Here is a 23529-nt window from a genome sequence, read left to right on the forward strand (position 1 = left end):
CCCGATTCCCGGGCGCTCACGGCGCATCATGAGGCACTGCCCCCGCGAACGGGGGCCGCTGCGCCGTGTACTGACGGCATGGGATGTGAAAATCATTCACTCGGTCGAAGCCGGGCGGTCGGGGCGCTGTCCGGCCCCGGCCGCCCGGTTCGGTCAGCTGCGGGTGATGCGGGTCCAGGTGAACGGTCCGAAGGAGGTGTCGGTGGTCGGGTGGTGTGCGCCCGGGGTCGCGGTCAGCTTGAGCCACTCCAGGGGGACGGTGCTGCCGTGGACGACGATGCGGTGGAAGTTCGGGACGTCGTAGGCCGGGTGGCTGGTCCAGGCGTCGTGGGCGCAGACGCCTTCGTCACCCGTGCAGGGTGCGCCCTGGGTCAGGGGGTTGTCCGAGCGGTAGACGTGGGAGTCGCCGACCAGCAGGAGCACCGGCTTGCCGAAGGCGGTGGTGTGCGAGGCCAGGCTCGCGACGATCGGCTCGTAGCCCGCCAGGTGTGCGGCGGTCTTGCCGTCCACGTCCCACATGTCGGCCTGGGTGCTGACCACGACGCTGGAGATGCCGCCGGTGCGGGCGAAGGCGAAGGCGGTGTCCAGCCAGCGCAGGTCGGCGGCGGTGCGCCGGGCGGCCTCGTCGAGCTGGGCCTGGGAGGCGGTGGGTGCGCCGTACCAGGGGTCGGCGTCGTTGTTGGAGCCACCGGGCACGTTGATGGTCACGAACAGGGTGCCGTTCTTGACCCAGAGCACGTTCTCCACGTACTCGGCGTCCTCCGGGTGGGCCCGGTTCGGCAGCTGGGCCTGCGACAGCACGCGCAGCGTCCCGCTGCCGAGGGTGCGGCCGGGGGCCGGGAAGAAGGTGCGGCGCACGAGGTCCAGGTTCGCGACCGGGTTGCCGGAGGCGTAGTCGACGGGCTGTCCGGTGGCCGGGTCGAGCACCGGGTCGACCTGCCCCGTGGCCGGGTCGTACTTGCCGCCGCCCTCGCCGGGCTTGTGGCAGTCGGCCCACTCGTTGTCACCGGGGGTGTAGACCAGCGGGTCGGCGAAGGTCTTCCACAGCGCGGCGATCGACCGGTCGTACGCGGCGGTGCAGTACTGCTTGCCGGAGTGGATGTCACCCACGTGGATCACGGTGCTGACGTCCGGGTCGGCGTTGACGTGGGCGATGAACGCCGGCGTCGCCTGGAACTCGGCGGTGTCGGTCGGCGAGGTGCCGTAGGGCGCGTCGCCGTACACCGCGAGTGTGAACGGAGCGCGGGCGCCGTGCGTGTGGCCGTGGCCGGCGGCCTCCGCGGCGGTGGTGGGCACCGTGCTCATCGCGAGGGCGAGCGTTGCGGCCGCGTACAACCTTCTGGTCATTCAATCTCCCGGTGTTCGCCGTGTCGGAGCAGTGTCCTGGGCGTCTGCACCGCACCGGGAACGGCCAGGTGAACGGGAGTACAAGGGGAAGCGGCCGAGCGGGCCATTGCCCGCCTCCGGTGGCTCAACGCGAGGAGAGGGACGCGGAGGGTTGTGATCGGATGATCACGACCCCTCCCGGACGCCGTCGCCAGCGGCGTCCGTCCCGTCGATCGAGAGGTTCCCATGTTCTCCACCGCACGTCGCAGCACCCGTGGGCGGCGCCTCGCCCGCCGCCTCGGTGTCGTCGGTGCCGCACTGGCCGCGACCGCCGCCCAGCTGCTGGCCGCCCCGACGGCCGGGGCCAGGGGCCCCGGGCCGGCCACCGCACAGACCGCCGGGCCCCACGCCACCACGCTGGGTGAGAACCAGCTGCCGTTCACCACCCGGTACGAGCACGACATGCACGGCTCGATCACCCGGATCAGCAACAGCCTGATGACCTGTGACGAGGCCAAGGTGCCGCCGCTCGACGCCAACCAGGCGACCTGCGTGGACGCCCGCAAGGGTGACGGCCGCCTCCCGATCAACAACAACTTCTACATGAAGTACATCAACATCGACCCGAACGGCGTCGGCCCGGGCGGTGACCCGATCTACTCCGCCAGCTCCGCCGACCTCCACCTGCTGGACGGCTCCGAGGTGAAGTACGCCCGCCTCTACTGGGGCGGGACACGGGGCATCGGCACCAACGTCCTGCCGGAGAGCCGGATCGACGAGGTCTACCTCAAGGTGCCGGGCGAGACGAAGTACCGGAACGTCGCCAACGACCAGCCCACCATCGGGTACATCACCACCACCGACGAGAGCAGCTACCAGGCCTCCGCCGACGTCACCGAGCTGGTGAAGGCGCACGGCAACGGCACCTACACGGTGGCCAACATGGACTCCGTGGTGCAGCCCCACAGCTGGGGCGGCTGGACGATCGTGGTCGCGTACGAGAACCCCTGCCTGCCGTACCGCAACATCCGCCTCTGGGACGGCTTCCAGGTCGAGCTGCCCGACGGACCGCCCCGCACGATCGAGCTGACCGACCTCAAGACCCCGGTCACCGCCGACACGGACGTGCGCGGCAAGCTCGGGTACGTGGTCTACGACGGCGACCTGAAGTGGACCGGCGACACCGTGGCGGTCCGGACCAACACCAGCCCGATGACGCACTTCACCGACGTCAACCACCAGGCCGACGACGCGTTCAACTCCACCATCGAGGAGCTGGACCCGATCGACCGGTTCAAGCGGAACCCGTACAACCGGAACAACTTCGGCTACGACTCGGACACTTGGGACATCTCGAACCTCCTGCACGTGGGTGACGACACCATCACCGTCACCTTCGACACCGTCAAGGACGGCTACAGCCTGGGCGTCTTCTTCACCCACATCGACCTGAGCTGCCCGCCGAGGCTCTGAATCGCGGGAGGCACGCCGCGCGGCAGAGGTGTCTGCCGCGCGGCGGCGCCGCGTCAGCGCAGCGGCGTCGTGATGGTCGCGGTGTTGTTGTCGAGGTCCGGGTCGGGCGTGGTGGCGGTGGCCCGCGCGGTGTCGGTGATGCTGCCCCCACCGGTGGTGACCGGCCTGACCACCAGGGTGACCGTGGCCGTGGCGCCGGAGTCGAGCAGGCCGACGGTGCACTTCACGCTGTCGGTGGAGCCGACCGGCGGGGTGACGCAACTACCCTTGCTGACAGTGGCGCTGACGAACCGTCCGTTCGCGGGCACCGTGTCGCTGACGGCGACCCCCTCCGCGCTCGTCGGGCCGCTGTTGCGCACGGCGACGGTGTACGTGAGGTTGGCGGCGTTCACGACCGGCTCGGGTGAGGCGGTGATCGATACCGCGAGGTCGGCCTGGGGCCGCACCACGGCCGTGGTGAACTCGGTGCCGCCGCCGATGGCGGTCACGCCTTCGAGGAAGCGGCCGCAGGGCGCGCTCTGGCCGGCGGCGCAGACCCGCACGGGCGAGTTCCGCTGGGTGGTGGTGCCGTCGCCCACCTGGCCGCTGGTGTTCCAGCCCCAGCCGACCACGCTGCCGTCGGAGCGCAGCGCCACGCCGTGACCGGTGCCGGAGGTGACGGCGGTGACGCCCGTCAGGCCCTGGGCGCAGGGCGCGCTCTCGCCGACGGCGCAGACGGCCACGGGCGTCAGCCGGTTGGTGGTGGTGCCGTCGCCGAGCTCGCCGATGAAGTTGTCCCCCCAGGTGCGGACGGCTCCGGTGGTGGTCACCGCGGCGCTGAGGGTGCCGGTGCCCAGGGCGGCGACGCCGCTCAGGCCCTGGGTGCAGGGCGCGCTCTCGCCGACCGCGCAGACCAGGACGGGCGCGAGCCGGTCGGTGGTGGTGCCGTCGCCGAGCTCGCCCTCGGCGTTGAGGCCCCAGGCGACGACGTGGCTGTCGGAGCGCAGCGCCATGCTGCGGCCGCCGCCGGCCGTGATGGCGGTGATGCCGGCCAGCGAGGAGGTGCAGGTCTGGTCGCCGCAGACCGGGTTGGCGGTGAGGGAGTTGGCGGTGGTGCCGTTGCCGAGCTCGCCGCGTTCGTTGGCTCCCCAGGAGAAGACGAGGCCGCTGGAGAGCAGGGCGAGGCTGCCGCCGCCGGCGGAGACGGCGACCACGTTCGCCAGCGGGGAGTCACAGGTGTACTGGCAGGTCGTGACCGGTGTGTTGCGCCCGCTGGTGGTGCCGTCGCCGAGCTGACCCTCGGTGTTGGAGCCCCAGGCGAGGACGGTACCGTCGGCGCGCAGCGCCAGACTGTACGAGTAGCCGGCGGAGACGGCGACCACGTCGCTGAGGAACGCCGAGCAGGGGGCACTCTGGCCCGGGGCGCAGACCGGTGTCGGGGTGGCCTGGTCGGTGTAGGTGCCGTTGCCGAGCTGGCCGGAGGCGTTGAGGCCCCAGCCGACCACGGTGCCGTCGGCGCGCAGCGCGAGCGTGTGGAGGCCGCCGCTCGAGATCGAGATCACGTTCTGCAGCGGCCCGGTGCAGGGGGCGCTCCCGCAGGCGCGGTCGGGCGTGGTGCGGAAGGCGATGGTGGTGCCGTCGCCGAGCTGCCCGTTGTTGCCCTTGCCCCAGCCGACGGCGGTGCCGGCCACGCCGGGGCGCAGCGCCCTGGCTCCCTGGCCGGCCGCGGCCTGCCCGGGGCCGACGCCGAGGGCGCCGAGCAGCGCGGCGAGCAGCGCGAGGACGAGTGCGCGGGCTGCTCGCGGGGACGGCGGCCGCGGCGGCCCTGGCCGGTGGTCCGGGGTGAGGAGGCCTGGCATGCGTGGTTCCTGTCGTCGTACGGATCGGTACGGACCCAACATGCGCAGCCCGTCCCGCACGGGCCCGGGCGGCAGCACCGGGAGGTCACTCCGCTGGGTGCACCGGCGCCGCCGGCCGGCGCGCGGGTGCGCCTCATCGAAACCTCACCCGGCCTTCGGCAGTCTCGGTCGCGTTGGTACACCTGATCGAGAGGACACAGCGTGCGGTTGTCGGTGCGGAAGATACGCAGGCCGGTCCGGTGAGCCGGGGCAGGGGGCGGCGTACGGGCCGGGCCCGGCGGCTGGCCTCGTCGGTCTGGCTGCCGTGGACCACCGGCCTGCTGGCGCTGCTGGCCGTCGCGGGCACCGCCCTCGCGGTCGGCGGCCGGGTCGAACGGGGTGTCACGGTGCCCACGGCGGTGCTGGACGGGCAGCAGCAGGTGACCACCGGGGCGGCCCAGCACGTACGGACCGCGCTGCGGGCCGGGGAGCTCGACCTGGACCAGCTGGCCGCCGGGCTGTCGCTCGCGGCCGATCCGGGCCGGTTCTCCGGCCAGCTCAAGGAGTTCAAGAAGCGCTACGGGCGCTACCGCAGCGTCTACGTCCTGGACGCGGACCGCAAGGTGCTGGCCAGGGCCGGCGGCGAGGCGCGCCCCGAGCTGGCTCCGGGGCAGCCCGCGAGCCCGGGCGCCACCGACGCGGTGACGGTCGACAAGGTGCCGGTGGTGGTGCAGTACGCGCCGTTCACCTACGGCGACGGCGCCAAGGGCCTCGCCGTGGCGGAGTACGACCTGGCGCATCTGCGGGGCGCCCTGGCCGTCGTCGCCCCGGCCACCGCCTGGGTGGTGAACGCCAAGGGCGAGGTGGTCGCCTCCACGGCCGGGTTCACCGCCTTCCAGCAGCTCCCGCGCGAGGAGCTGCGCGGGGCCGGCCGGGCGGAGCGGCCCGCGGTGTCCCTGGCCGGCGGCAGCGCCGACGCCCGGGAGATCGTCGGAACGGCGCCGGTGCGCAGCGGCAGCGGGAAGGCCCCGGGCCCGGCCTGGCGCGTGGTCACCTCGCGCAGCGTCAACACCGTGCTGCTGCCGCAGACCCAGGCCCGCCAGCAGGCCGAACTGGTCGCCCTCGCGGTCGTGGTGGTGACGCTCGGCGTGTTCGGCTGGCTGTACGTCGCCTGGCTCCGGCCGCTGCGCGCGCTGGTGCGCGACGCGGAGGGGATCGCCGCGGGTGATCTGCACGGCGGGGTCGAGATCCGCCGGCACGACGAACTCGGTCTGGTCGCCGCCGCGTTGGAGCGGATCCGGCTCGCGCAGGTGCGCCGTGCGGCGCCGTCCGAGGACACCGTCAAGATCCCCCGGCAGGTGCCGTGATGTTCGCCTACCTGTACGGGGTGTTCACGGTGACCTTGGCGGTGCTGTTCCTCGCGGGCCTGGCCGAGCGCCGCGCCCACGAGCGCAACCTGGCCCGGATCCCGGTCCGGGTCCTGGTCAACGGCATCCGCGGCAAGAGCTCCATCACCCGCCTGACCGCCGGTGCGCTGCGTGGCGGCGGCCTGCACACGGTGGCCAAGACCACCGGCACCGCCGCCCGGTTCATCCACCCGGACGCCTCCGAGGAGCCGGTGCACCGCAAGTTCGGCATCGCCAACGTGGTGGAGCAGATCGGCATCGTCCGCCGCGCCGCCGCGGCCGCGCCGGACGTGCTGGTGATGGAGTGCATGGCCGTCCAGCCCGCGCTGCAGGAGATCAACCAGCAGATGCTGGTCCGCTCCACCATCGGCGTGCTGTGCAACGTCCGGGAGGACCACCTCGAGGAGATGGGGCCGACCCTGGACGACGTCGCGCGCTCGCTCTCCCGCTCGATGCCGCGCGGCGGGGTCTGCGTGACCGCCGAGCAGGAGCGGCGGGCGGTCCTGGAGCGGGAGGCGGCCCGCCGCGACTGCCGGCTGGTCGTGGTGGACCCGGAGAGCGTCACCGACCGGGAGATGGCGGGCTTCGGCTGGATCACCTTCAAGGAGAACGTGGCGATCGCCCTCGCGGTCGCCGCCGAGCTCGGCATCGGCCGGGAGCAGGCGCTGCGCGGGATGTACGCCGCGCCGCCGGACCCGGGGGTGCTGTCCGTCCAGGAGTACCAGGTCGCGGACGGCACCGTACGGCTGGCGAACGTCTTCGCGGCCAACGACCCGGAGTCCACGGTCATGAACTTCCGCCAGCTGGCCGCCGCCGGCCAGATCGAGCCGCCGTACATCACCCTCATCAACTGCCGCCCGGACCGGATCGAACGCAACGGCCAGATGGGCCGGATCGTGCCCGAGCTGGAGACCGAGACCCTGGTGCTGATCGGGCACCCGACCAAGTCCGCGGCGGACGCCGTGCCGGCCGGCTGGCCGGGCCGGGTCGTCGACCTCGGCGGCCCGCAGCGCGACCCGGCCGACATCTGGCAGGCCATCGGCTCCCAGGTCGCCGGACGGGCGTCGCTGGTCGCGATCGGCAACATCCACGGCCAAGGAGAGCGCTTGCTGCACCATCTGGAGTCCGTCCCCAAGGGGGCCCGGTGACCACGCCACTGTCCGCCGAGGTCGCCACGCTCGGCCTGGCCATCGGGCTGCTCTTCGGCCTCGGCTGCTACCTGGTGACCAACCTGTCCCCCGGCGGCATGATCACGCCGGCCTGGCTGGCGCTCACCCTGGTCGAGGACTGGCGCCGGATCCTGCTGATCGCCGCCGTCACCCTGCTGACCTGGGCCGGTGCCGCCGGGGCGCGGAAGGTCATCATCCTCTACGGCAAGCGGCTGTTCGCGAGCGTGGTCATGCTCGGGGTGTTCCTGCAGATGACGCTCTCGCTCTTCCTGCTCAAGCAGTACCCGTTGCTGTTCAGCCACCAGACGCTCGGCTTCATCGTGCCCGGGCTGATCGCCTACCAGTTCCTCCGCCAGCCGAAGCTGGCCACCGCCACCGCGACCACCGCCGTCACCGGCCTGACCTATGCCGTCCTCGCCAGCGGGCTGCTGCTGAACCTGACGGGGTGACCGCCATGATCCGAACCGAACCGAGGCGGCGGGGGCTGCTCCTGGCCGGCGCCGCCCTGCTGGTCGCCCTGTGCCTGCTCGCCGGCCTCACCCTGCTGGGCGGCGGCGGCGAGCACCACCGACGCCTCGACGGCCCCGCCCGGACGGTCATCACGGACGCGGACGGGAAGACGGTCGCGGTGCTGACCGACGGCGCCCGCACCGTCCTCATCGCCGGGGCGAAGCGCACCTTCGCCGAGCCCGGCTCCACCACGGCCACCGTGACGCTCACCGACACCGTCCGCCTCGCGCCTCGGCCCTGGCACGCCGGGGCGGAGCACGAGGGCTGGTTCAAGGACTGGTTCGCCAAGGCCCGGGACAGCCGTGAGCCCGACCTCCTGGACACCGCCGCCCAGTACCTGCCCGGCGCACCCGACCGGCGCGACGCCCAGGGCCTGCGCTACGCGGGTGCCGCCACCTACGGGCCGCTCGACGATGACGACGAACGGCAGGCCACCGCCGACTTCAACGACTACCTCGGCATCGACTGGACCTTCCCGAACGGCCGCCACAACCAGGCCCGGAGCGACTTCCACGGCTCCCTGGACTGTTCGGGCTTCGTCCGGATGGTCTACGGCTACCGGTCCGGCTATCCGCTGGAGTTCAAGCAGCCGACCGGGCGGGCACTCCCCCGCCGCGCCGTGATGATCGCCGAGGACGGCCCGGGCGTCTCCGTCATCGCCAACCGCCACCGCCAGGCCACCGACTTCACCACCCTGCAGGCCGGGGACTTGGTCTTCTTCAACGCCAGCCCCGACCGCGGCCCGCAGATCGACCACGTCGGCATCTACCTCGGCCTCGACTCCACCGGCCACCACCGCTTCGTCTCCAGCCGCAAAACCGCCAACGGCCCCACCCTCGGCGACACCGGCGGCACCTCCCTCCTCGACGGCCCCGGCCTCTACGCCCACGCCTTCCGCTCGGCCGAACGCCTCTGACACCCCCGCCGGGGGCGGTTCCGTCAGAAGCCTTGACACGGGGGTGAGCTGGGCCGTTCGATATCCCTCGCCATGTTCGATCTCGTCGGATTTTGGCGAATGATGTGCACTTCTGGCAACTGTCGGTGACTGGGGTAGCGAATGGCAACGAGCGCGAGGCGGTGGCCGCGACTGCGGCGGGTGGCCGTGGCGGCGGCGGGGATTCTGGTGGCAGGGGTCGGTGCGGTCCCGGCCGCAGGTGCCGATGCCGTGACGCCGCTGCTGCAGGTTCCCCCGATGGGGTGGAACGCCTGGAACACGTACGGGTGCAACGCGACCCAGTCGCTGGTCGAGTCGGTCGCGGACAGCATGGCCGCGAACGGCATGCGCGACGCCGGCTACCGGTACGTCAACGTCGACGACTGCTGGATGACCCGGGACGCGAACGGGCACCTGACCGGCAACTCCAACTACCCGGACCTCAAGGCCCTCGGCGACTACCTGCACGCCCGCGGCTTCAAGTTCGGCATCTACGAGTCGCCGGGGGCGAAGACCTGCGCGGGGTACTCCGGCAGCGCCGGGCACGAGGTCGACGACGCCAACACCTTCGCCTCCTGGGGCGTCGACTACCTCAAGTACGACTACTGCGAGAGCGCCTCCTCGATCGCCGCCCAGGTGACGGACTTCGCGAAGATGCGCGGCGCGCTGCAGGCCACCGGCCGGCCGATCGTGCTCAGCATCAACCCGAACAGCGGCAGCAACACCGGCGCCGGCGTCGTGCGGGCCTGGGGCGACGTCTCCGACCAGGCGCGCAGCACCGAGGACATCGGCAACCAGTGGTGGGGCCAGAGCTGGCCCAACGGCATCGCCAACATCGTCAGCGAGAACGCCACGCTGGCCTGGCGGGCCAAGCCGGGCACGTTCAACGACGCGGACATGCTGGAGGTCGGCAACGGCGGGCTCAGCACCACCGAGGAGCAGACCCACTTCGCGATGTGGGCGATGATGGCCTCGCCGTTGATCGCGAGCGTCAACCCGGCGACGGTGAACGCGACTTCGCTGGCACTGCTGAAGAACCCGCGGCTGATCGCGATCGACCAGGACACCCTGGGCCTCCAGGCCCGGGTGATCGGCGGCAGCCGGCTGGTCAACTCCTCGGGCTCGCTGGTCCTGGCCAAGCCGCTCAGCAACGGGGACGTCGCGCTCGCGCTCTACAACGGCTCCGACAGCGCCCAGACGCTCGGCACCTCGCTGGCCGCCGTGGGCATCCCCGGTACCGGCACCTGGACCGACCAGTACACCGGCGCCGTCACCCAGAGCGGCGCCACGGGCATCAGCACCCAGGTGCCGGCCCACGGCACCGCCGTCTACCGGGTCACCGCGCCCGGCGCGCCGGCCGGCTGGTACAGCGCGCTGATCAACCCCACGGCGGGCGCGCACGGTTACGAGGCGGAGGACCCGGCCCGTTCGATCGTGGCGGGCCGCTGGATCTCCAACTCGGGCGCCGTCTTCTCGGCCTGCTCGTTCTGCTCGGGCGGCATGAAGGTGGGCTGGATCGGCGGCACCAACAAGCTGCACCTCAACGGGATCTACGCCCGGAACGCCGGCACCTACCCGGTCACCGTCCAGTACGTGAACGGCGGCGGCGACCGCTACGCCACGATCTGGACCAACGGCGAGAACCCGCAGAAGGTCTCCTTCCACGGGAACGGCAACTGGAACTCGACCCAGACCGCGACCGTCCCGCTGACGCTGAACGCGGGCTACAACGCCGTCACCTTCGGCAACGAGTACGGCGGCTGGGCCCCCGACCTCGACTCGGTCTCGGTGCCGGCCACCGGCTGAGCCGACGCGGCCGGGCCCGCCGACACCCCGTCGGCGGGCCCGGCCGGGCGGTCAGCGGCCGCCGTGGATCAGGTTGACGGTGAAGGCCTGGTCGGTGGAGACGGACGGGGTCTTGATCTGGGTCACGCCGGTGGCGGCGTCGAAGTACCAGCCCGAGGCGGCCGAGGCGAGGGCGTCGGCGGAGCCGAGCTGCCGCAGCGGGCCGCCCTCGGTGACGACCTGGCGCGGGGCCTTCGCCTCGTGGACGGTCAGGCGGTAGGCCCGGGCCGCCGGCTTGCCGGTGTAACTGCCCGTGCTGGCACCGATCTTGACGACGGTCGCACCCTGGCCGCCGCCGGGGGCGTGGAGTTCGACCTGCTGGGTGGCCGAGGCGCCGCCGGCGAACTGGCGGGTGGTGCCGTCGTCCTCGTAGAGGGTGTAGGCGGTGTCGCCCTGCGGGTAGAGGTCGTAGTCGAGTTCGGCCTTGTCGCGGGTCTGCCAGGAGGTGGTGCCCTGCGGCCACATCGGCACGATGGAACCGCCCTTGACGAACAGCGGCAGCGTGTCGAGCGGGGCCGAGTAGCCGTTGACGGTGGTCGGGCCCTGGTAGGTGCGGCCGGTCCAGTAGTCGGTCCAGGTGCCGGCCGGCAGGTAGATGCCGTCGCGGGTGCTGGTGTCGCTGTAGACAGGGGCCACCAGGAAGTCCTGGCCGGCCAGGAACTCGTAGGTGGCGCCGAGGGCCTGCGGGTCGTCCGGGTACTCGAGGGCGAGCGGGCGGACGGCGCCGATGCCGGTGCCGGTGGCCTCGTGCGAGAGGGTGTACATGTACGGGAGCAGGCGCTCCTTGAGCTGCAGGTACTTGCGGTTGATCGAGGTGTAGGGCTCGCCGTCCAGCCAGGGCTGCTGGTCGTGCGGCTTCTTGGTGGTGATGTCGCTGGCCCAGCCGTCCATCGTCATGATGGTCGGGATGAACGCCTTCCACTGCAGGTCACGGGCGTACATCTTGGGGTCGTGGCGGAAGATCGAGCCGACGTCGCCGGTGTCGTAGGCGATGCCGGACATGGTCGCCCCGGCGTAGGTCGGGATCTGCCAGCGGATGTAGTCCCAGGACAGGCTCTGGTCGCCGCTCCACAGCACGCCGCAGCGCTGCGCGCCGGCCCAGGAGACCGGGAGCCAGACGAAGCCGCGGGCGTCGCTGTTGTTCTCGATGCCGGCCTTGGCCTGGTCGCAGGCGTTGAGGGCGAAGTCGTAGCCGTTGCCGACCCAGGCGACGTCCAGCTTGCGGACGACGGCACCCGCCTTGACCTCCTCGGCCTGGTTGGGCAGGCCGTTCTGGGTCCACAGGCCGAGCTGGGCGTGGTCCTTTCGCAGACCCTCGCCGGTCTGCGGCAGGTTCTCGTAGCCGCAGCCGTAGCCGTCGTTGACCAGCATCCAGCCGAGCGGCATCTGGTTCTGCACGTAGCCGTCGGCGACCTTCAGCGCGTCCGTGGTGTGCCGCTCGCCGCGGTTGGCGTTGTGCAGGTAGCAGTCTGAGTCGCCGGGCTCGAGGCCGTAGACCGGCGGCATGAACGGCTTTCCGACCAGCGCGGTGTACTTGCCGATGACGGACTTGGTGTCGCCGAGGAAGTAGTAGGCGTCCAGGCGGCGTTCCTGCTGGCCGGTGCGGACCGAGGGGCCGAAGTCGTAGATGCCCGGCGCGAAGGTGTTGCGGAAGACGCCGTAACCGGCGCTGGAGACGTAGAACGGCTGGGAGTTGTTGTAACCGCCCTCGTTCCAGTTGAAGTTGTTGGCGACGTGCATCACCTGGTCGCGGTGCGAGAAGCTGCCGTTCTGCTCGCCGCCGCCGAAGAACTGCTCGTCCGCGCCGCGGGTCAGGCTCTGCCGCAGGCCGCTGGTGGACCAGCGCAGCGGCGCGTTCTCCTGCCAGACGACGCTCTGGTTGTCCGCCTTGTAGAGGGCGAAGCGCAGCGGCTGCTTGTAGACCCGCAGCACCACGTCCTTGGACCGGATGCCGTAGTACGCCCCGGCGTCGAACGAGCTGGTGTCGCGCTGGGGTTCGGGCTGCTTGCGGACGATCGTGCTGCCCGCCGGGTCGGTGAGGACGCCGTCGGGGGCGGCCTGGAGCCGGAGTTGGTCGTCGGCGAGGAAGTCCACCTTGGCCTTGAGGGTGCCGGCGGCTATGTCGTAGCTGCCGCCGGAGCCGCTGAAGGAGGTGAGGTTGCCGGCGTCGGTGGTCTGCGGCAGGTAGACGTGGCCGGTGAACTGCGCGGCGTGCACGTCGTACGGGACGACCAGGACGTGGTAGGTGCCGGAGGCGCTGGGGATGACCGTCGCCTCGGGGTCGGCGGTGCCCGCGCTCTCGGCGACCTCCTTGCCGCTCGCGTCGTAGACGTAGAGGTCGAAGTCGTTGCTGCCGTCCTGCCACTGGATCGAGATCGGCACCCCGCCTTCGGGGTTGTCGGCCCAGTAGCCGCTCGGCACGTTGACGGTCAGGTCGAAGCGGTCGCAGGCCGTGCTGCCCTGCGGGCAGGTCTCGGGGCCGCCGAGGGTCCCCTTGTCGAAGACCGGGCTCTGCCAGGTCAGGTCGGCGTGGGCGGGGTCGAGGACGCCGGTGGCGGGGGTGGCGGCGTGGGCGGGCAGGGCCGGCCCGGCCAGGGCCGTGACCGTGAGGACGGCGGCGGGCAGCGCTGACCGCCGGAGCCGGGTTCGGAGTGGGCGCACGAGGAAGTCTCCCGTCGGGTGAGCAGTTGGTGCATGCGGCTGCTCAAAGTTGATTGAAATCGGGGAGTTGCGCACCAAGATTCGCGGCCAACTGAGAGCATGTCAACCGTTCGACGGAGAAACCGGACTCCGGTCAGTCCGTCTGCCGGCCTTCGGTCTCGGGCGGGAGCCAGAGCTGCGTCGCCTCGCTCGGCGCGAGCCGGTGCACCACCTCGGCCAGGTCCTGGCAGGCCTGCTCGATGGTCCTCAGCGTGTTGTCGCGCTCGGTGGTGACGGCGGCGAGCAGCAGGCCGGTCAGAGCCGCGGCACCGTTCAGGGCCTGCAGGACGACCATCGTGGCGAGCAGGCCGTGGCCCTCGAACGGACCGGCCCGGTCGACGGCCGCGGGGACGGCGACGACGGAGACCACCAGGGCGCACGGCGCGGCGCCCGCCAGTTGGAAGCGCAGGGCCGCCCACATGACCAGCGGGAGGACCAGGAAGAGCAGGGAGAGCGAGCTGCGGGTCGCCAGCATCGCGACGGCGGCGGTGCTGGCCAGCAGCAGGGCGGCCTCGGCCCAGCGGTGCGGCGGCACCTCGCGGGGCAGCCGGGCGGCGTGGGCGGCGAGCAGCAGCGGGGTGACCACGAGCACGCCCATCGCGTCCCCGGTCCACCAGGCCGACCAGACCGGCCAGAACTGGCCGTCGGGCAGCGCGCCGTCGGCGAGCAGTACCAGGCAGGCCACGCTCGCGCTGATCAGGGTGGAGGCGAGCGCCCCGAGGAAGACCAGCGCCACGCCGTCCCGCAGGCGGTCGAGCTCCACCCGGAAGCCGACCCGGGCGAGTATCAGGACGGCGGCCACCGGAGCGAGCGTGTTGCCCGCCGCGATGGCGACGGAGTAGAGGTTGAGCGGGCCGAATCCCGCGATCACCAGCAGCGCGCCGGCCGCGATCCCCGGCCACACCCGCAGGCCGAACAGCAGCAGCCCGGCCACCGCGACCCCGGTCGGCGGCCAGAGCGGGGTGACGTGCACGCCCCCGACCACGACCTGCGCCAGCAGGCCGAGCCTGCCCCCCGCCCAGTACCCGAGCGCGACACCCAGCATCGACAGGACGGCTCCCGCGGCTCTCCTGGCCTCCGTGTTGCGCAGCACAGCAGCCATCAGACCGCACTCCGGCCCCCGGCCCCGGCCGTGACACGCCCGGCGGCCCCAGCACGATCACCCGTTGGCGGCCGGACCGGGCCTGGGGTCCGTCTACTCGTGGCAGATCACCAGGACGGCGGCGTCGTCCTGGTGGCCGGTGAGGTCGGCCACCTTGATCACCTCGGCGGCCAGCTCGCCCGGGTCGGTGCCGACCCCGGCGCGGACCTTCTGCAGGACGTGTTCCAGGCCCGTCTCGAGCGGGAACGACGGCCCTTCGACCACGCCGTCCGTGACCAGCACCACCGCCTCCGGGCCGGAGAACCGCCGCCGCGTCACCGGGTAGACCTCGCCGGACTCGATGCCGAGCGGCAGCCCCACGTACGCCGTGTCCTCGGTGTCCTCCACCCCCGACCGGCCGTCGGCGCTCGCCCAGACGGCCGGGACGTGGCCGGCCCGGGCGGTCGACAGGACCCGGCTCACGGGGTCGAAGTGCAGGAAGCAGCAGGTGGCGAACATCCCCTCGCCCAGGCCCTCGGACATCGACAGCAGCAGTTCGTTGGTCCGGCTCAGCACCTCGCCGGGGTCGCTCGAGGCGGTGGCCATCGCCCGCAGGCCGATCCGGACCTGGCTCATGTACACGGCCGCCTCGACGTCGTGGCCCTGCACGTCGCCGATGGACAGCCCGAGCGTCCCGTCCGGGAAGACGAAGCCGTCGTACCAGTCGCCGCCTATGTCCAGTCCGTGCCGCGCGGGCGAGTACCGGGCCGCGGCGCGCAGCCCCGGCAGGCCGGGCAGCGCGGCCGGGAGCATCTCGCGCTGCAGCGCCATGGCCAGCTCGACCCTGGCACGCTGCAGCTCGACGTGCTCGAGCGCCTGGGCGGTGAGCCGCTCGAGCCGGCCGAGGAGCTCGTTCGCACTCGCGGGGTGGGAGGAACGGCGACGGGTCATGGGCGGCTCCGGGGCGGCGTCGGCGCGCGGACGGCGGCAGGGCAGCAGAAGGGCGGCGGCAGGGGCCCCTGCCGCACACGTCCCATTCTCACCTCACCCGTTCGGCCCCGCGCCCGGGCGGGCCCGTGGCGGACCGGATGGTGATGTGCATCACACCCGGCGCCGCGGCCCGCCTCAGCCGGCGCAGCGGCCGGTCGACCAGTCGACGGTGGCGGCGGCCTGGGAGTAGCGCCACTCCGGGGCGAGCAGCTCGCGGTCGAGCTGGGCGGCCGCGCCGGTGTCCTCGACGATGTAGCCGAAGTCCTGGAGCCAGGCCGGGTAGAGGTTCTTCGAGCCGATGAAGAAGGCCGAGCCGTCGACCGAGACCAGCTTGTGGTGCAGTGCGTACGGGTGGCCGTCGGCCCAGGTGGCACTGTCGGCGGCCCGGAAGGTGGCGAGCTGGAGGTTGCCGCACAGCACGGCGGCGGCCTTGGCGCTGTCCCCGGTCAGCTTGGCGAGCCGGGCCTTCAGCACGTCGCTGATGTCCGCGAGGGACTTGATCTGCGAGTAGCCCCCGCTGCCGACGGCGCCCCGGTTGGCCGGGTCGCTCACCACGATCCGGACCTTGACCCCGGCGGCCAGCTTGGCGGCCAGCGCGTCGTAGAGGCGGGCGTCGTAGCGGGGCAGCGGCGGGCAGGTGCCGTTCAGGTCCTGCTGGGAGATCTCGATGTGCTGCCGCGCGCTGCCGACCAGGGCACGCAGGGCGTTCTCCTCGGGGTTGACCGTCTCGTAGTCGCGGTCGGCGTTGGTGTTGTCGTGCAGGGTGAGCGGGCTGCACTTGGCGTCCGCCGCCCCGGCCACCGGTGCCGGTCGGTAGGTGGAGGCGGGATCGGCGTCCTTGATGCCCACGCCGAGGCCGCCGACCGCGATCACCGGGACTCCGCCGGTGGCGGTGGCGGGCGGGTTGAGCTCCCGCTCGACCGAGGGGCGGCAGTCGCCGCCGTCGGAGGAGGCGAACCAGGCGTTGTCGAACAGGCCGGTCCGGCCGCAGGTCCACTCCCAGAGGGTGTCCAGGTAGCGGGCGGCGGAGGTGGCGGCGGGCCCGCTCATGGCGAGATCGACGTCCGAGACGGGGTGGGTGGTGTCGAGGTAGTCGCCCTTCCACCCGTTGATGCCGCCGGTGATGACGGTCCGTCCGTCGACCACGAGCAGCTTGGAGTGGTTCCAGGAGAAGGCCGTCCGCGAGGCGGTCATCGAGGCGATGTTCAGGCTGACCGAGGCGGCGGCCGGGCCGAGCTTGGCCACCAGCTCGTCCCGGTAGCGCGAGGGCAGCACATTGGCGTTGTAGACCGGCGCCGCCCCGACCAGGATCCGCACCACCGGCCGGTTCCCGGCCGCCACCGAGGCCTTCAGCCCGGCCACCAGGGCGTCCTCGAAGCCGCCGTTCGGGAAGGGCGCGAGCGTGGAGACGTCCACGGTGCGCTTGGCCGCTGCGACGTCGGCGGTCGTCCGGGCCAGCAGGGCCCGGGTGCCGGGCCGGTCCGCGCAGGCGGCGTCGCCCCAGCACCCGGGGGTCTGGAGCAGCCAGCCGTCGCCGAGGTCGTTGCCCTCGGTGCGCTCCCAGACCGTCCCCTCCAGGCCCGGCGACACCTCGCGCAGCACCTGCTCGACGGCGTCGAGGTGGCTGGCCGCCGCCCCGGTGTCGGCATGGGCCGGGGCGGCGAAGAGGGCGGAGGCCGCTACGGCGGCGAGGGCGGCGCAGAGCAGGCGGCCGGGACGGCGGAAGCCGGATCGGTACACGTGACGTTCCTTCGGAGCATGGTGACGGCCCACAGTTCATCCGTGGGCCATCAAGATGCTACTTACCGGTAATCACTGTTCCAACCCGCCGTCTGACGGGTCATCAGCAGTGGCCGAGGGTCTCGCAGTCCTCCCAGCGGGTGCCGCCCTCGGGGGTGGCGGTGGACGCGGCCGGGGCGTTCAGGGACTTCAGGCGGGGCGCGAAGGCGGGCGCGTTCGGGGTGGCGGGGGCGCTCGACGGGGCGGCGGCCGGGCCGGTGGCGAGGCGGACGGCGATCGCGTCGATGACCGGGCGCGGGCTGGTGCCGGCGAAGTTGCTGACCATCACCGAGAAGACCAGCTTGCGGCCGTCGGGCGCGGTGACGTAACCGGTCAGGTTGTCGACGCCGCTCATCGAGCCGCTCTTGGCGTGCACGTTGTTCTCGGCCTTGGTGCCGCGCATCCGGGCGGCCAGCGTGCCACCGGTCATCCGGTCGGGGTTGCCCGCCACCGGGAGGGCGTTGTACCAGGCGTCGAACCACGGCTTGGTCCGGGCGACCTTCATCAGCCCGGCCATCTTGGCGGGGGTGGTCAGGTCGTAGCGCGACAGGCCGGAGCCGTCGACCTGCCGGCCGGCCGGGGCGTCCAGGCCGTTGGCCTTGAGGAAGGCCTTGATCTGGTTGATGCCGGTCGGCCAGTCACCCTTGCCGCCCTTGACCTTGCCGAGCTCCTTGGTCAGCTGCTCGGCCATGCCGTTGTTGCTGACCTTGAGCATCGGGACGACCAGCTCGGCCAGCGACTTGGAGTCGTGCGAGACCAGCGGCTGCGAGTCCTCGGTGCCGGTCGCGGCCTTGACCCCCCGCAGCACCCGCACGCCGTGCCGGGCCAGCGCGCCCTCGAAGACCTTGCCGGTGAAGGTGGCCGGGTCCTCGACCGTCTCCCAGTAGGTGACCGGCGCGGCACCCGCCGCGATGCTGCCGGTGAGCTGCAGCTCGTTGGCACCGCGCCGGCGCTCGACGTCGGCGGTGGCGCCGCTGCCGGCCGCACCGGTGGTGATGCTGCCGGTGAGCTTCATCGGCGCCTCGGCCGGCACCAGGGCCACCTTGGCGTTCTCCCCTGCCGCGCCCGGAGTGACCGTCACCTGGACGGAGTCCATGGTGTACTCGGCGTCGCTGGAGACGGTGAGGCCGGATATCTGCGGGCTGTAGGAGTACGGCTGGTCGTCCCAGGCCCAGCCGGGCCCGTACGGGGTGGAGTCGTAGCGGGTGCCGTCGGCGAGCACCCGGCCGGTGACGGTGGTCACGCCGGTCGCCGCGACCTTGGCGGCCAGGTCGTCGAGGTCCTGGACGAGCAGGCTGGGGTCGCCGCCGCCGCGCAGCACCAGGTCACCGTCCAGCAGGCTGCCGTAGGTGTCGCCGGTGGTGCGGACCTCGGTGGTGAACCTGTAGTCGGCGCCCAGCAGGTCGAGCGCGGCGGTCGAGGTGAAGGTCTTCAGGGTGGAGGCGGGGGTGAGCAGCGCACCCGGCTGACGCGCGTACAGCACCTGGCCGGAGTCGGCGTCGAGCACCTGCACGCCGGCCTGGGCGTTGGCGAGGCGGGCGTCCGACAGCAGCGCGTCCAGGTCGGCGGTCAGCGTGGCGTCGGCCGGGGCCGGGTTGTCGGCCTGGGCCGAGACGGCCAGCAGGGAGACGGCGAGGGCGGCGGCCGCCAGCGGCAGGCCGCGGCGGTACAGACGTGCGGGCACGGATGCTCCTGTTTTCGGGGTCGCCGGGGCGAGTGCTTCGCCCACGCCCCGTTTTGCCAGCACATTATCATTTGATTGACTATCAGATGATCTTCCCTATCCTTGCCGCTGCCCGCCCGCCACCGCCCTGCCCTTCCGCCTGCCGTACGGTGCCCCGGCAGCTCTGTCGTCAGTTCCGGCGGCCGGGAGACGATCTGATCCCGTCTCCCGATCGTGAAGGGCACTCATGCTTACTGCTCCCTCCCCGCCCGCCTTCCGGCGCCTGCGCCGCCTGGCGCGGTCCACCGCGGTGACCGCCGTCGCGACCTTCGCCCTGGCCCTGGCCCCGCTGGCCGCTCCGCACGCCGCCCTGGCCGAGGGGACGGACAACCGCGACGCCTTCCAGAACCTCGGCTCGGCCGACCAGCAGGACTGGATGAGCCGGGTGGGGGCGACCACACCGCTGACGGCGATGTCCATTCCCGGCACGCACGAGACGCTGGCCGTGCACGGGGGCTCCAGCGTCCAGACGCAGCAGGACTTCGGCGACAGCGCGGCGACGCTGTCCGCGCAGCTGGACCGCGGGATCCGCGCGGTGGACATCCGGGTCCGCATCATCAACGACAAGTTCGTGATCCACCACGGCGCCTTCTACCAGAACGCCAACTTCGACGACGTCCTGACCAAGGCGAAGGCCTTCCTCTCGGCCCACCGGGGCGAGACCATCCTGATGCGCCTGCGGGCCGAGTGCGACGGCTCCCTCGGCAGCTGCTCGGACGACCACCCGACGGCGAGCCACACCGCCCTCTTCGACACCTACGCGAAGCAGTACGCGGGGCTGTTCTACAACAACGGCAGGCGCAGCGACCCGCCGACACTGGGCCAGGCCCGCGGCAAGATCGTGCTGTCCGTCTTCAACGCCGCCAACGGCGGCTCCTACGGCCTCAACGGCTTCTCGGACCACACCGAGGACACCTGGAACGCCGCCGACGCCCCGGCCAAGTGGAGCCTGGTCAACAAGAACCTCGCCGCGGCAGGCTCGGCCCCCGCCAACCAGACCTTCGTGACCTACACCTCCGCGTCCCGGGCACCCTTCGACCACGTCCCCTCCGAGTACGCGGGGGGCTACGGCGTCCTGCGCGGCAAGGACCTGGTCTGGGTCGACGGCGTCAACCTGCGGCTGATGAACTACCTCAACGGCGACAGCGCCAACCGCCGGCTGGGCATCGTCATGATGGACTTCCCCGGCTGGGCGCTCGTGCACGACATCATCGCCCGCAACCGGTACTACGAGGCCAGGGGCGGCAGCCCGGCGATCTGGGTGGTCAAGTCCGACCGGACCTACGTGGACAGCAAGTACGGCCGGTGCATGACCCGCGGACCCGAGTTCGACAGCTCCGGGCAGGGCGGTGTGGTGCAGCAGCGCGCCTGCCAGAGCAGCCCGCCCAGCAGCCACCAGTGGCAGGCCGCCCAGCCGTCCACCTTCGACGGCATGGGCTACTTCTTCATCAAGGCCGCCAACGGCCAGTGCCTGACCGCCCCCTACAACAACGGGACTCCCCCGCCGGCCGGGACCCAGCTGTTCTGGTGGCCCTGCGAGACACGCTGGATGTCCGACAACCAGATGTGGAACATCATGCCCACCAATCTCCCCGACCAGTCGGCCTACCGGTTCATCAACAAGTGGACGAACCTGTGCCTGATGGTGGATCCGGCCACCGCCTCGCAGTCGGGCGGCAAGGTCGTCCTGGGCAAGTGCCCGGCCTGATCCGGCCACCGGCCCGGCGCTTCACCGCGTCGGGCCAGCACTGGCCGTTCGGCTTGGATGCGGACATGGAGAACACCTTTCGGTCTGACGAAGTCCGCGCGCTTCTGTGGGATTCATGCAAACACGGGCCCGGTCGGGCCTCCGAGTGATTCGATGAGGTTCGAACGGCACGGCGAATTCCCCCACCCGCGAGAGGTGCTCGTTGATCCGGATCGACTTGGGCTCCCAGGGGTTGAGCCGGGCCAGGTTCGCGATGTCGCCGCTGGACACCGCGACGGATGTGCTGCTGGTCCGGGGCCGGCGGCCCCACGCGCTCAGCCCCCGCTGGCGCGCCCGGGTCGACGAGGTGCTGCGCACCCGGCAGTTGGGCCTGCTCGCGGTGATCTGCGGCGGTGGGCCGCTCGGTTACGTACCGGACTTCCCCCGGCCCGAGCTGGCCTGCTTCCAGCCCGACGTGGACACGGTGCTGCACCGGGTGGCCACCACCTCGGCCGAGCGGCTGCGGTTCGAGCTGGCCTCGGCCGTCGGCGGCCACTCCTGGGATCCGGCCTCCGACCGGAAGGCGCCGCGGCTGCTGCTGGCCGCCATGGAGCAGGGCGAGTCACACGTCGCGCAGCTCGTCGCCGACCAGCTCGAGCAGTTCTGGACCGACCTGCTCGCCCCCGACTGGCACGGCATCAGAGCCCGCCTGGAGGGGGACGTCGCCGCCCGCTCGACCACGATCGTGCGGGAGGGCCTCGCCTCGGCCGTCGGCCGGCTGAGTCCCAACATGACCTGGCAGGACGGGCGCCTGGAGGTGGACATCTGCCGCCACGACGTCCACCTCGACGCCGAGGAAGTGATCTTCGCACCGAGCATCTTCGTGGACACGCCGATCGTCTGCGCGGGCGAGCCCGCCGGGGTGCCGGACCCGCGCGCCCCGCTGGTCATCTACCCCGCGATCGAGTCGGAGAGCACGCTGGAGCCGACGACGGACGAACTGATCGGCACCACCCGGACGCAGATCCTGGCCCAGCTCACCCAGCCGAGGACCACCGCCGAGCTGGCCGAGCACCTGGGCCGCAGCGCGGGCACCATCTCCTACCACCTGCAGATCCTCTACCGCGCCGGCCTGCTGCGCCGCAGCCGCTCCTCCCACCGGGTGCTCTACCAGCGGATCCCGCGGCCGGCCGCGCTCTGAGGCCGCGGCTCAGCCCGCGAGCCGGGCGCCGATGCCGTCCAGCAGGAAGTCCAGGCCGGCCCGGAACGTCCGGTCGGCGTCCAGGTGCGGGCCGTCGTGGACGACCTCGGTCAGCGCGGGGTAGCGGCCGGTGGCCAGCATCCGCCGCAGGTAGGGGCCGGCGGCGGCCCGCCACTGCTCCTTGTCCAGCCCGGTGGTCCGTTCGGCGCGCCGCTCGGCGATCTCCCGGCGCACCGCACCGATCACGTACGCCTGCACGGCCGCTATCGCCGGCACCGCGACCTCGAGGCCGAGCCCGCCCAGCCCGGCCGCCACCGCGTCCCCGGCGGCCAGCGTGTTCGGCCCCAGGTGCGGCCGCCCGCCGAGCAGGTCGGCGAACCATTCGTGCCGGTGGGCCGCCTGCCGGGTGGCCTCCGCCTGGGAGCGCAGCGTCTCGCGCCACCCCTGCCCGCTCGGCCGGATCTCGGCGTACACCTCGTCGACCATCAGGTCGAGCAGCTCGTCCTTGGTGTCGAGGTAGCCGTACAGCCGCATCGGCCCGACCCCCAGCACGCCGGCGACCTTGCGCAGCGACACGGCCTCCAGGCCGTCCGCGTCGGCCAGCCCGATCGCCGCCCGGACGATCCGCTCCCGGCTCAGCGGCCCCGGTACCGGGCGGTGCGGCGGCTCCGGCCTCTCCCATACCAACATGGCGCCGAGAATACCCGGTCGGTGATACGGTGCCGCCGTCGATACAGTGTATCGACCGATACGGTGAATCAGAGGGGGAAGCATGACCATCGCGATCGTCGGAGCGGGCCTGGGCGGCCTGGCCCTGGCCCGGGTGCTGCACGTGCACGGCATCACCGCCGTGGTGTACGAAAGGGAGGCCTCACGCGGCGCGCGCGGGCAGGGCGGCATGCTCGACCTGCACACGGAGACGGGGCAGCGGGCCCTGCGACTGGCCGGCCTGACCGAGGGATTCCGGGCGATCGCCCGCGGCGCCGGGCAGGACATGCGGCTCCTGGAGCCCGACGGCACCCTGCTGCACCAGGAGGACACCCCGGACGACGCCCCGCTCGCCCGCCCCGAGGTCGACCGCGCCGACCTGCGCGACCTGCTCCTCGACTCGCTCCCCGCCGGCACGGTCCGCTGGGGGCACGCCTTCGAGCGCGCCGAGGGCGGCCTGCTGCACTTCGCCGACGGCCCCGCGGCGCCGTACGAGCTGCTGGTCGGTGCGGACGGCGCGAACTCGCTGGTCCGCCCGCTGCTCACCGCGGCCCGGCCGAGCCACCTCGGCCAGCACGTCGTGGAGCTCGGCATCCCCGACATCGACCGCACCCACCCCGAGCTCGCGGCGATGGTCGGACGCGGCAACTACTGGGTGCTCGGTGACGGGCAGTCGCTGGCGGCGCAGCGGAACGGCGACGGCCGGGTCCGCGTCTACCTCGGCTTCTACCGCACGCCCGAGGACTGGTTCGCCACCGCCGGCATCCCGTTCGACGACCCGGCGGCCGCCCGGCGGCGGCTGACCGAGCTGTACGCCGGCTGGCACGAACGGTCCGTCGCCCTGATCGAGGCCAGTACCGGCCCGGTCGTGCCGCGCGCACTCGCCACCCTCCCGGCCGGCCTCACCTGGCCGTCCGCACCGGACGTGACCCTGCTCGGCGACGCCGCACACCTCATGCCGCCGGTCGGCCAGGGCGCCAACATGGCCCTGCTCGACGGCGCCCTCCTCGGCCTCGCCCTGGCCGGGCACCCGGCCGACCTCCCCGCCGCCGTCGCGGCCTACGAACGCGAGATGTTCGACCGCACCGGAGAGGTCGCCCGCCAGTGTGCGAAGGCCCAGCAGGTCCTGGCCGCCCCGGACGCCGCCCGCCGGATGGCCGCCTTCTTCCAGGGCGGCTGA

The 23529-nt window shown here is 72.4% G+C and carries 17 protein-coding genes; 9 read left to right on the forward strand and 8 right to left on the reverse strand.

Annotated elements, in window-relative coordinates:
• Window positions 1-153 precede the first annotated feature (153 nt).
• Window positions 154-1347: a hypothetical protein gene (locus ABT095_RS29210; protein ID WP_350532539.1), complete on the reverse strand. Its 1194-nt coding sequence runs from the start codon at window positions 1345-1347 to the stop codon at window positions 154-156.
• A 225-nt stretch (window positions 1348-1572) separates the two neighbouring features.
• On the opposite strand from ABT095_RS29210, the gene ABT095_RS29215 reads away from it, so the two are divergent.
• Window positions 1573-2799 (forward strand): hypothetical protein, encoded by a 1227-nt coding sequence (locus ABT095_RS29215; protein WP_350532540.1) that lies wholly within the window; start codon window positions 1573-1575, stop codon window positions 2797-2799.
• Window positions 2800-2852: 53 nt separating this feature from the next.
• Here ABT095_RS29215 and ABT095_RS29220 read toward each other — a convergent pair whose 3' ends face one another.
• A complete protein-coding gene (locus tag ABT095_RS29220) occupies window positions 2853-4637 on the reverse strand; it encodes an RCC1 domain-containing protein (protein ID WP_350532541.1) in 1785 nt (594 codons plus the stop codon).
• 239 nt (window positions 4638-4876) lie between these two features.
• Here ABT095_RS29220 and ABT095_RS29225 point away from each other — a divergent pair, with 239 nt between their 5' ends.
• From ABT095_RS29225 to ABT095_RS29245, 5 genes are all read left to right on the forward strand, one after another.
• Window positions 4877-5983: a HAMP domain-containing protein gene (locus tag ABT095_RS29225; RefSeq protein WP_350532542.1), complete on the forward strand. Its 1107-nt coding sequence runs from the start codon at window positions 4877-4879 to the stop codon at window positions 5981-5983.
• Window positions 5983-7170, forward strand: a complete 1188-nt coding sequence (pgsB, locus tag ABT095_RS29230; RefSeq protein WP_350532543.1) for a poly-gamma-glutamate synthase PgsB — start codon at window positions 5983-5985, stop codon at window positions 7168-7170. The genes ABT095_RS29225 and pgsB overlap by 1 nt, the downstream gene beginning before the upstream one ends.
• A complete protein-coding gene (locus ABT095_RS29235) occupies window positions 7167-7640 on the forward strand; it encodes a poly-gamma-glutamate biosynthesis protein PgsC/CapC (protein ID WP_350532544.1) in 474 nt (157 codons plus the stop codon). The genes pgsB and ABT095_RS29235 overlap by 4 nt, the downstream gene beginning before the upstream one ends.
• A 5-nt stretch (window positions 7641-7645) precedes the next feature.
• Window positions 7646-8617: an NlpC/P60 family protein gene (locus ABT095_RS29240; protein WP_350532545.1), complete on the forward strand. Its 972-nt coding sequence runs from the start codon at window positions 7646-7648 to the stop codon at window positions 8615-8617.
• Window positions 8618-8866: 249 nt separating this feature from the next.
• The gene (locus ABT095_RS29245) at window positions 8867-10441 is read left to right on the forward strand and encodes an alpha-galactosidase D (protein ID WP_350532546.1); all 1575 of its coding nucleotides are present in this window, start codon (window positions 8867-8869) and stop codon (window positions 10439-10441) included.
• A gap of 51 nt (window positions 10442-10492) precedes the next feature.
• Here ABT095_RS29245 and ABT095_RS29250 read toward each other — a convergent pair whose 3' ends face one another.
• The 5 genes from ABT095_RS29250 to dacB form a co-directional block, all read right to left on the reverse strand.
• Window positions 10493-13141: a glycoside hydrolase family 31 protein gene (locus tag ABT095_RS29250; RefSeq protein WP_350532547.1), complete on the reverse strand. Its 2649-nt coding sequence runs from the start codon at window positions 13139-13141 to the stop codon at window positions 10493-10495.
• Window positions 13142-13274: 133 nt separating this feature from the next.
• Window positions 13275-14282 (reverse strand): MASE1 domain-containing protein, encoded by a 1008-nt coding sequence (locus ABT095_RS29255; protein WP_350532548.1) that lies wholly within the window; start codon window positions 14280-14282, stop codon window positions 13275-13277.
• A gap of 93 nt (window positions 14283-14375) precedes the next feature.
• Window positions 14376-15212 carry a PP2C family protein-serine/threonine phosphatase gene (locus ABT095_RS29260; protein ID WP_350532549.1) on the reverse strand — a complete coding sequence of 279 codons (837 nt, stop codon included), beginning with the start codon at window positions 15210-15212 and terminating at the stop codon, window positions 14376-14378.
• A gap of 174 nt (window positions 15213-15386) precedes the next feature.
• Window positions 15387-16991, reverse strand: coding sequence for a phospholipase D-like domain-containing protein (locus ABT095_RS29265; RefSeq protein ID WP_350532550.1), 1605 nt, complete (start codon window positions 16989-16991; stop codon window positions 15387-15389).
• Window positions 16992-17094: 103 nt separating this feature from the next.
• Window positions 17095-18714 (reverse strand): D-alanyl-D-alanine carboxypeptidase/D-alanyl-D-alanine endopeptidase, encoded by a 1620-nt coding sequence (dacB, locus tag ABT095_RS29270; RefSeq protein WP_350532551.1) that lies wholly within the window; start codon window positions 18712-18714, stop codon window positions 17095-17097.
• A 226-nt stretch (window positions 18715-18940) separates the two neighbouring features.
• Between dacB and ABT095_RS29275 the strand changes: the two genes are divergently transcribed.
• Window positions 18941-20461 carry a phosphatidylinositol-specific phospholipase C domain-containing protein gene (locus ABT095_RS29275; protein ID WP_350532552.1) on the forward strand — a complete coding sequence of 507 codons (1521 nt, stop codon included), beginning with the start codon at window positions 18941-18943 and terminating at the stop codon, window positions 20459-20461.
• A 202-nt stretch (window positions 20462-20663) separates the two neighbouring features.
• Window positions 20664-21641, forward strand: a complete 978-nt coding sequence (locus ABT095_RS29280) for a helix-turn-helix domain-containing protein (protein ID WP_350532553.1) — start codon at window positions 20664-20666, stop codon at window positions 21639-21641.
• Between the two features lie 9 nt (window positions 21642-21650).
• On the opposite strand, the gene ABT095_RS29285 is transcribed toward ABT095_RS29280, so the two are convergent.
• Window positions 21651-22331 (reverse strand): TetR/AcrR family transcriptional regulator, encoded by a 681-nt coding sequence (locus ABT095_RS29285; protein ID WP_350532554.1) that lies wholly within the window; start codon window positions 22329-22331, stop codon window positions 21651-21653.
• Window positions 22332-22413: 82 nt separating this feature from the next.
• On the opposite strand from ABT095_RS29285, the gene ABT095_RS29290 reads away from it, so the two are divergent.
• Window positions 22414-23529, forward strand: coding sequence for an FAD-dependent oxidoreductase (locus ABT095_RS29290; RefSeq protein WP_350532555.1), 1116 nt, complete (start codon window positions 22414-22416; stop codon window positions 23527-23529).

This window comes from Kitasatospora sp. NPDC002227 (assembly GCF_040296285.1).
Lineage (GTDB): Bacteria > Actinomycetota > Actinomycetes > Streptomycetales > Streptomycetaceae > Kitasatospora.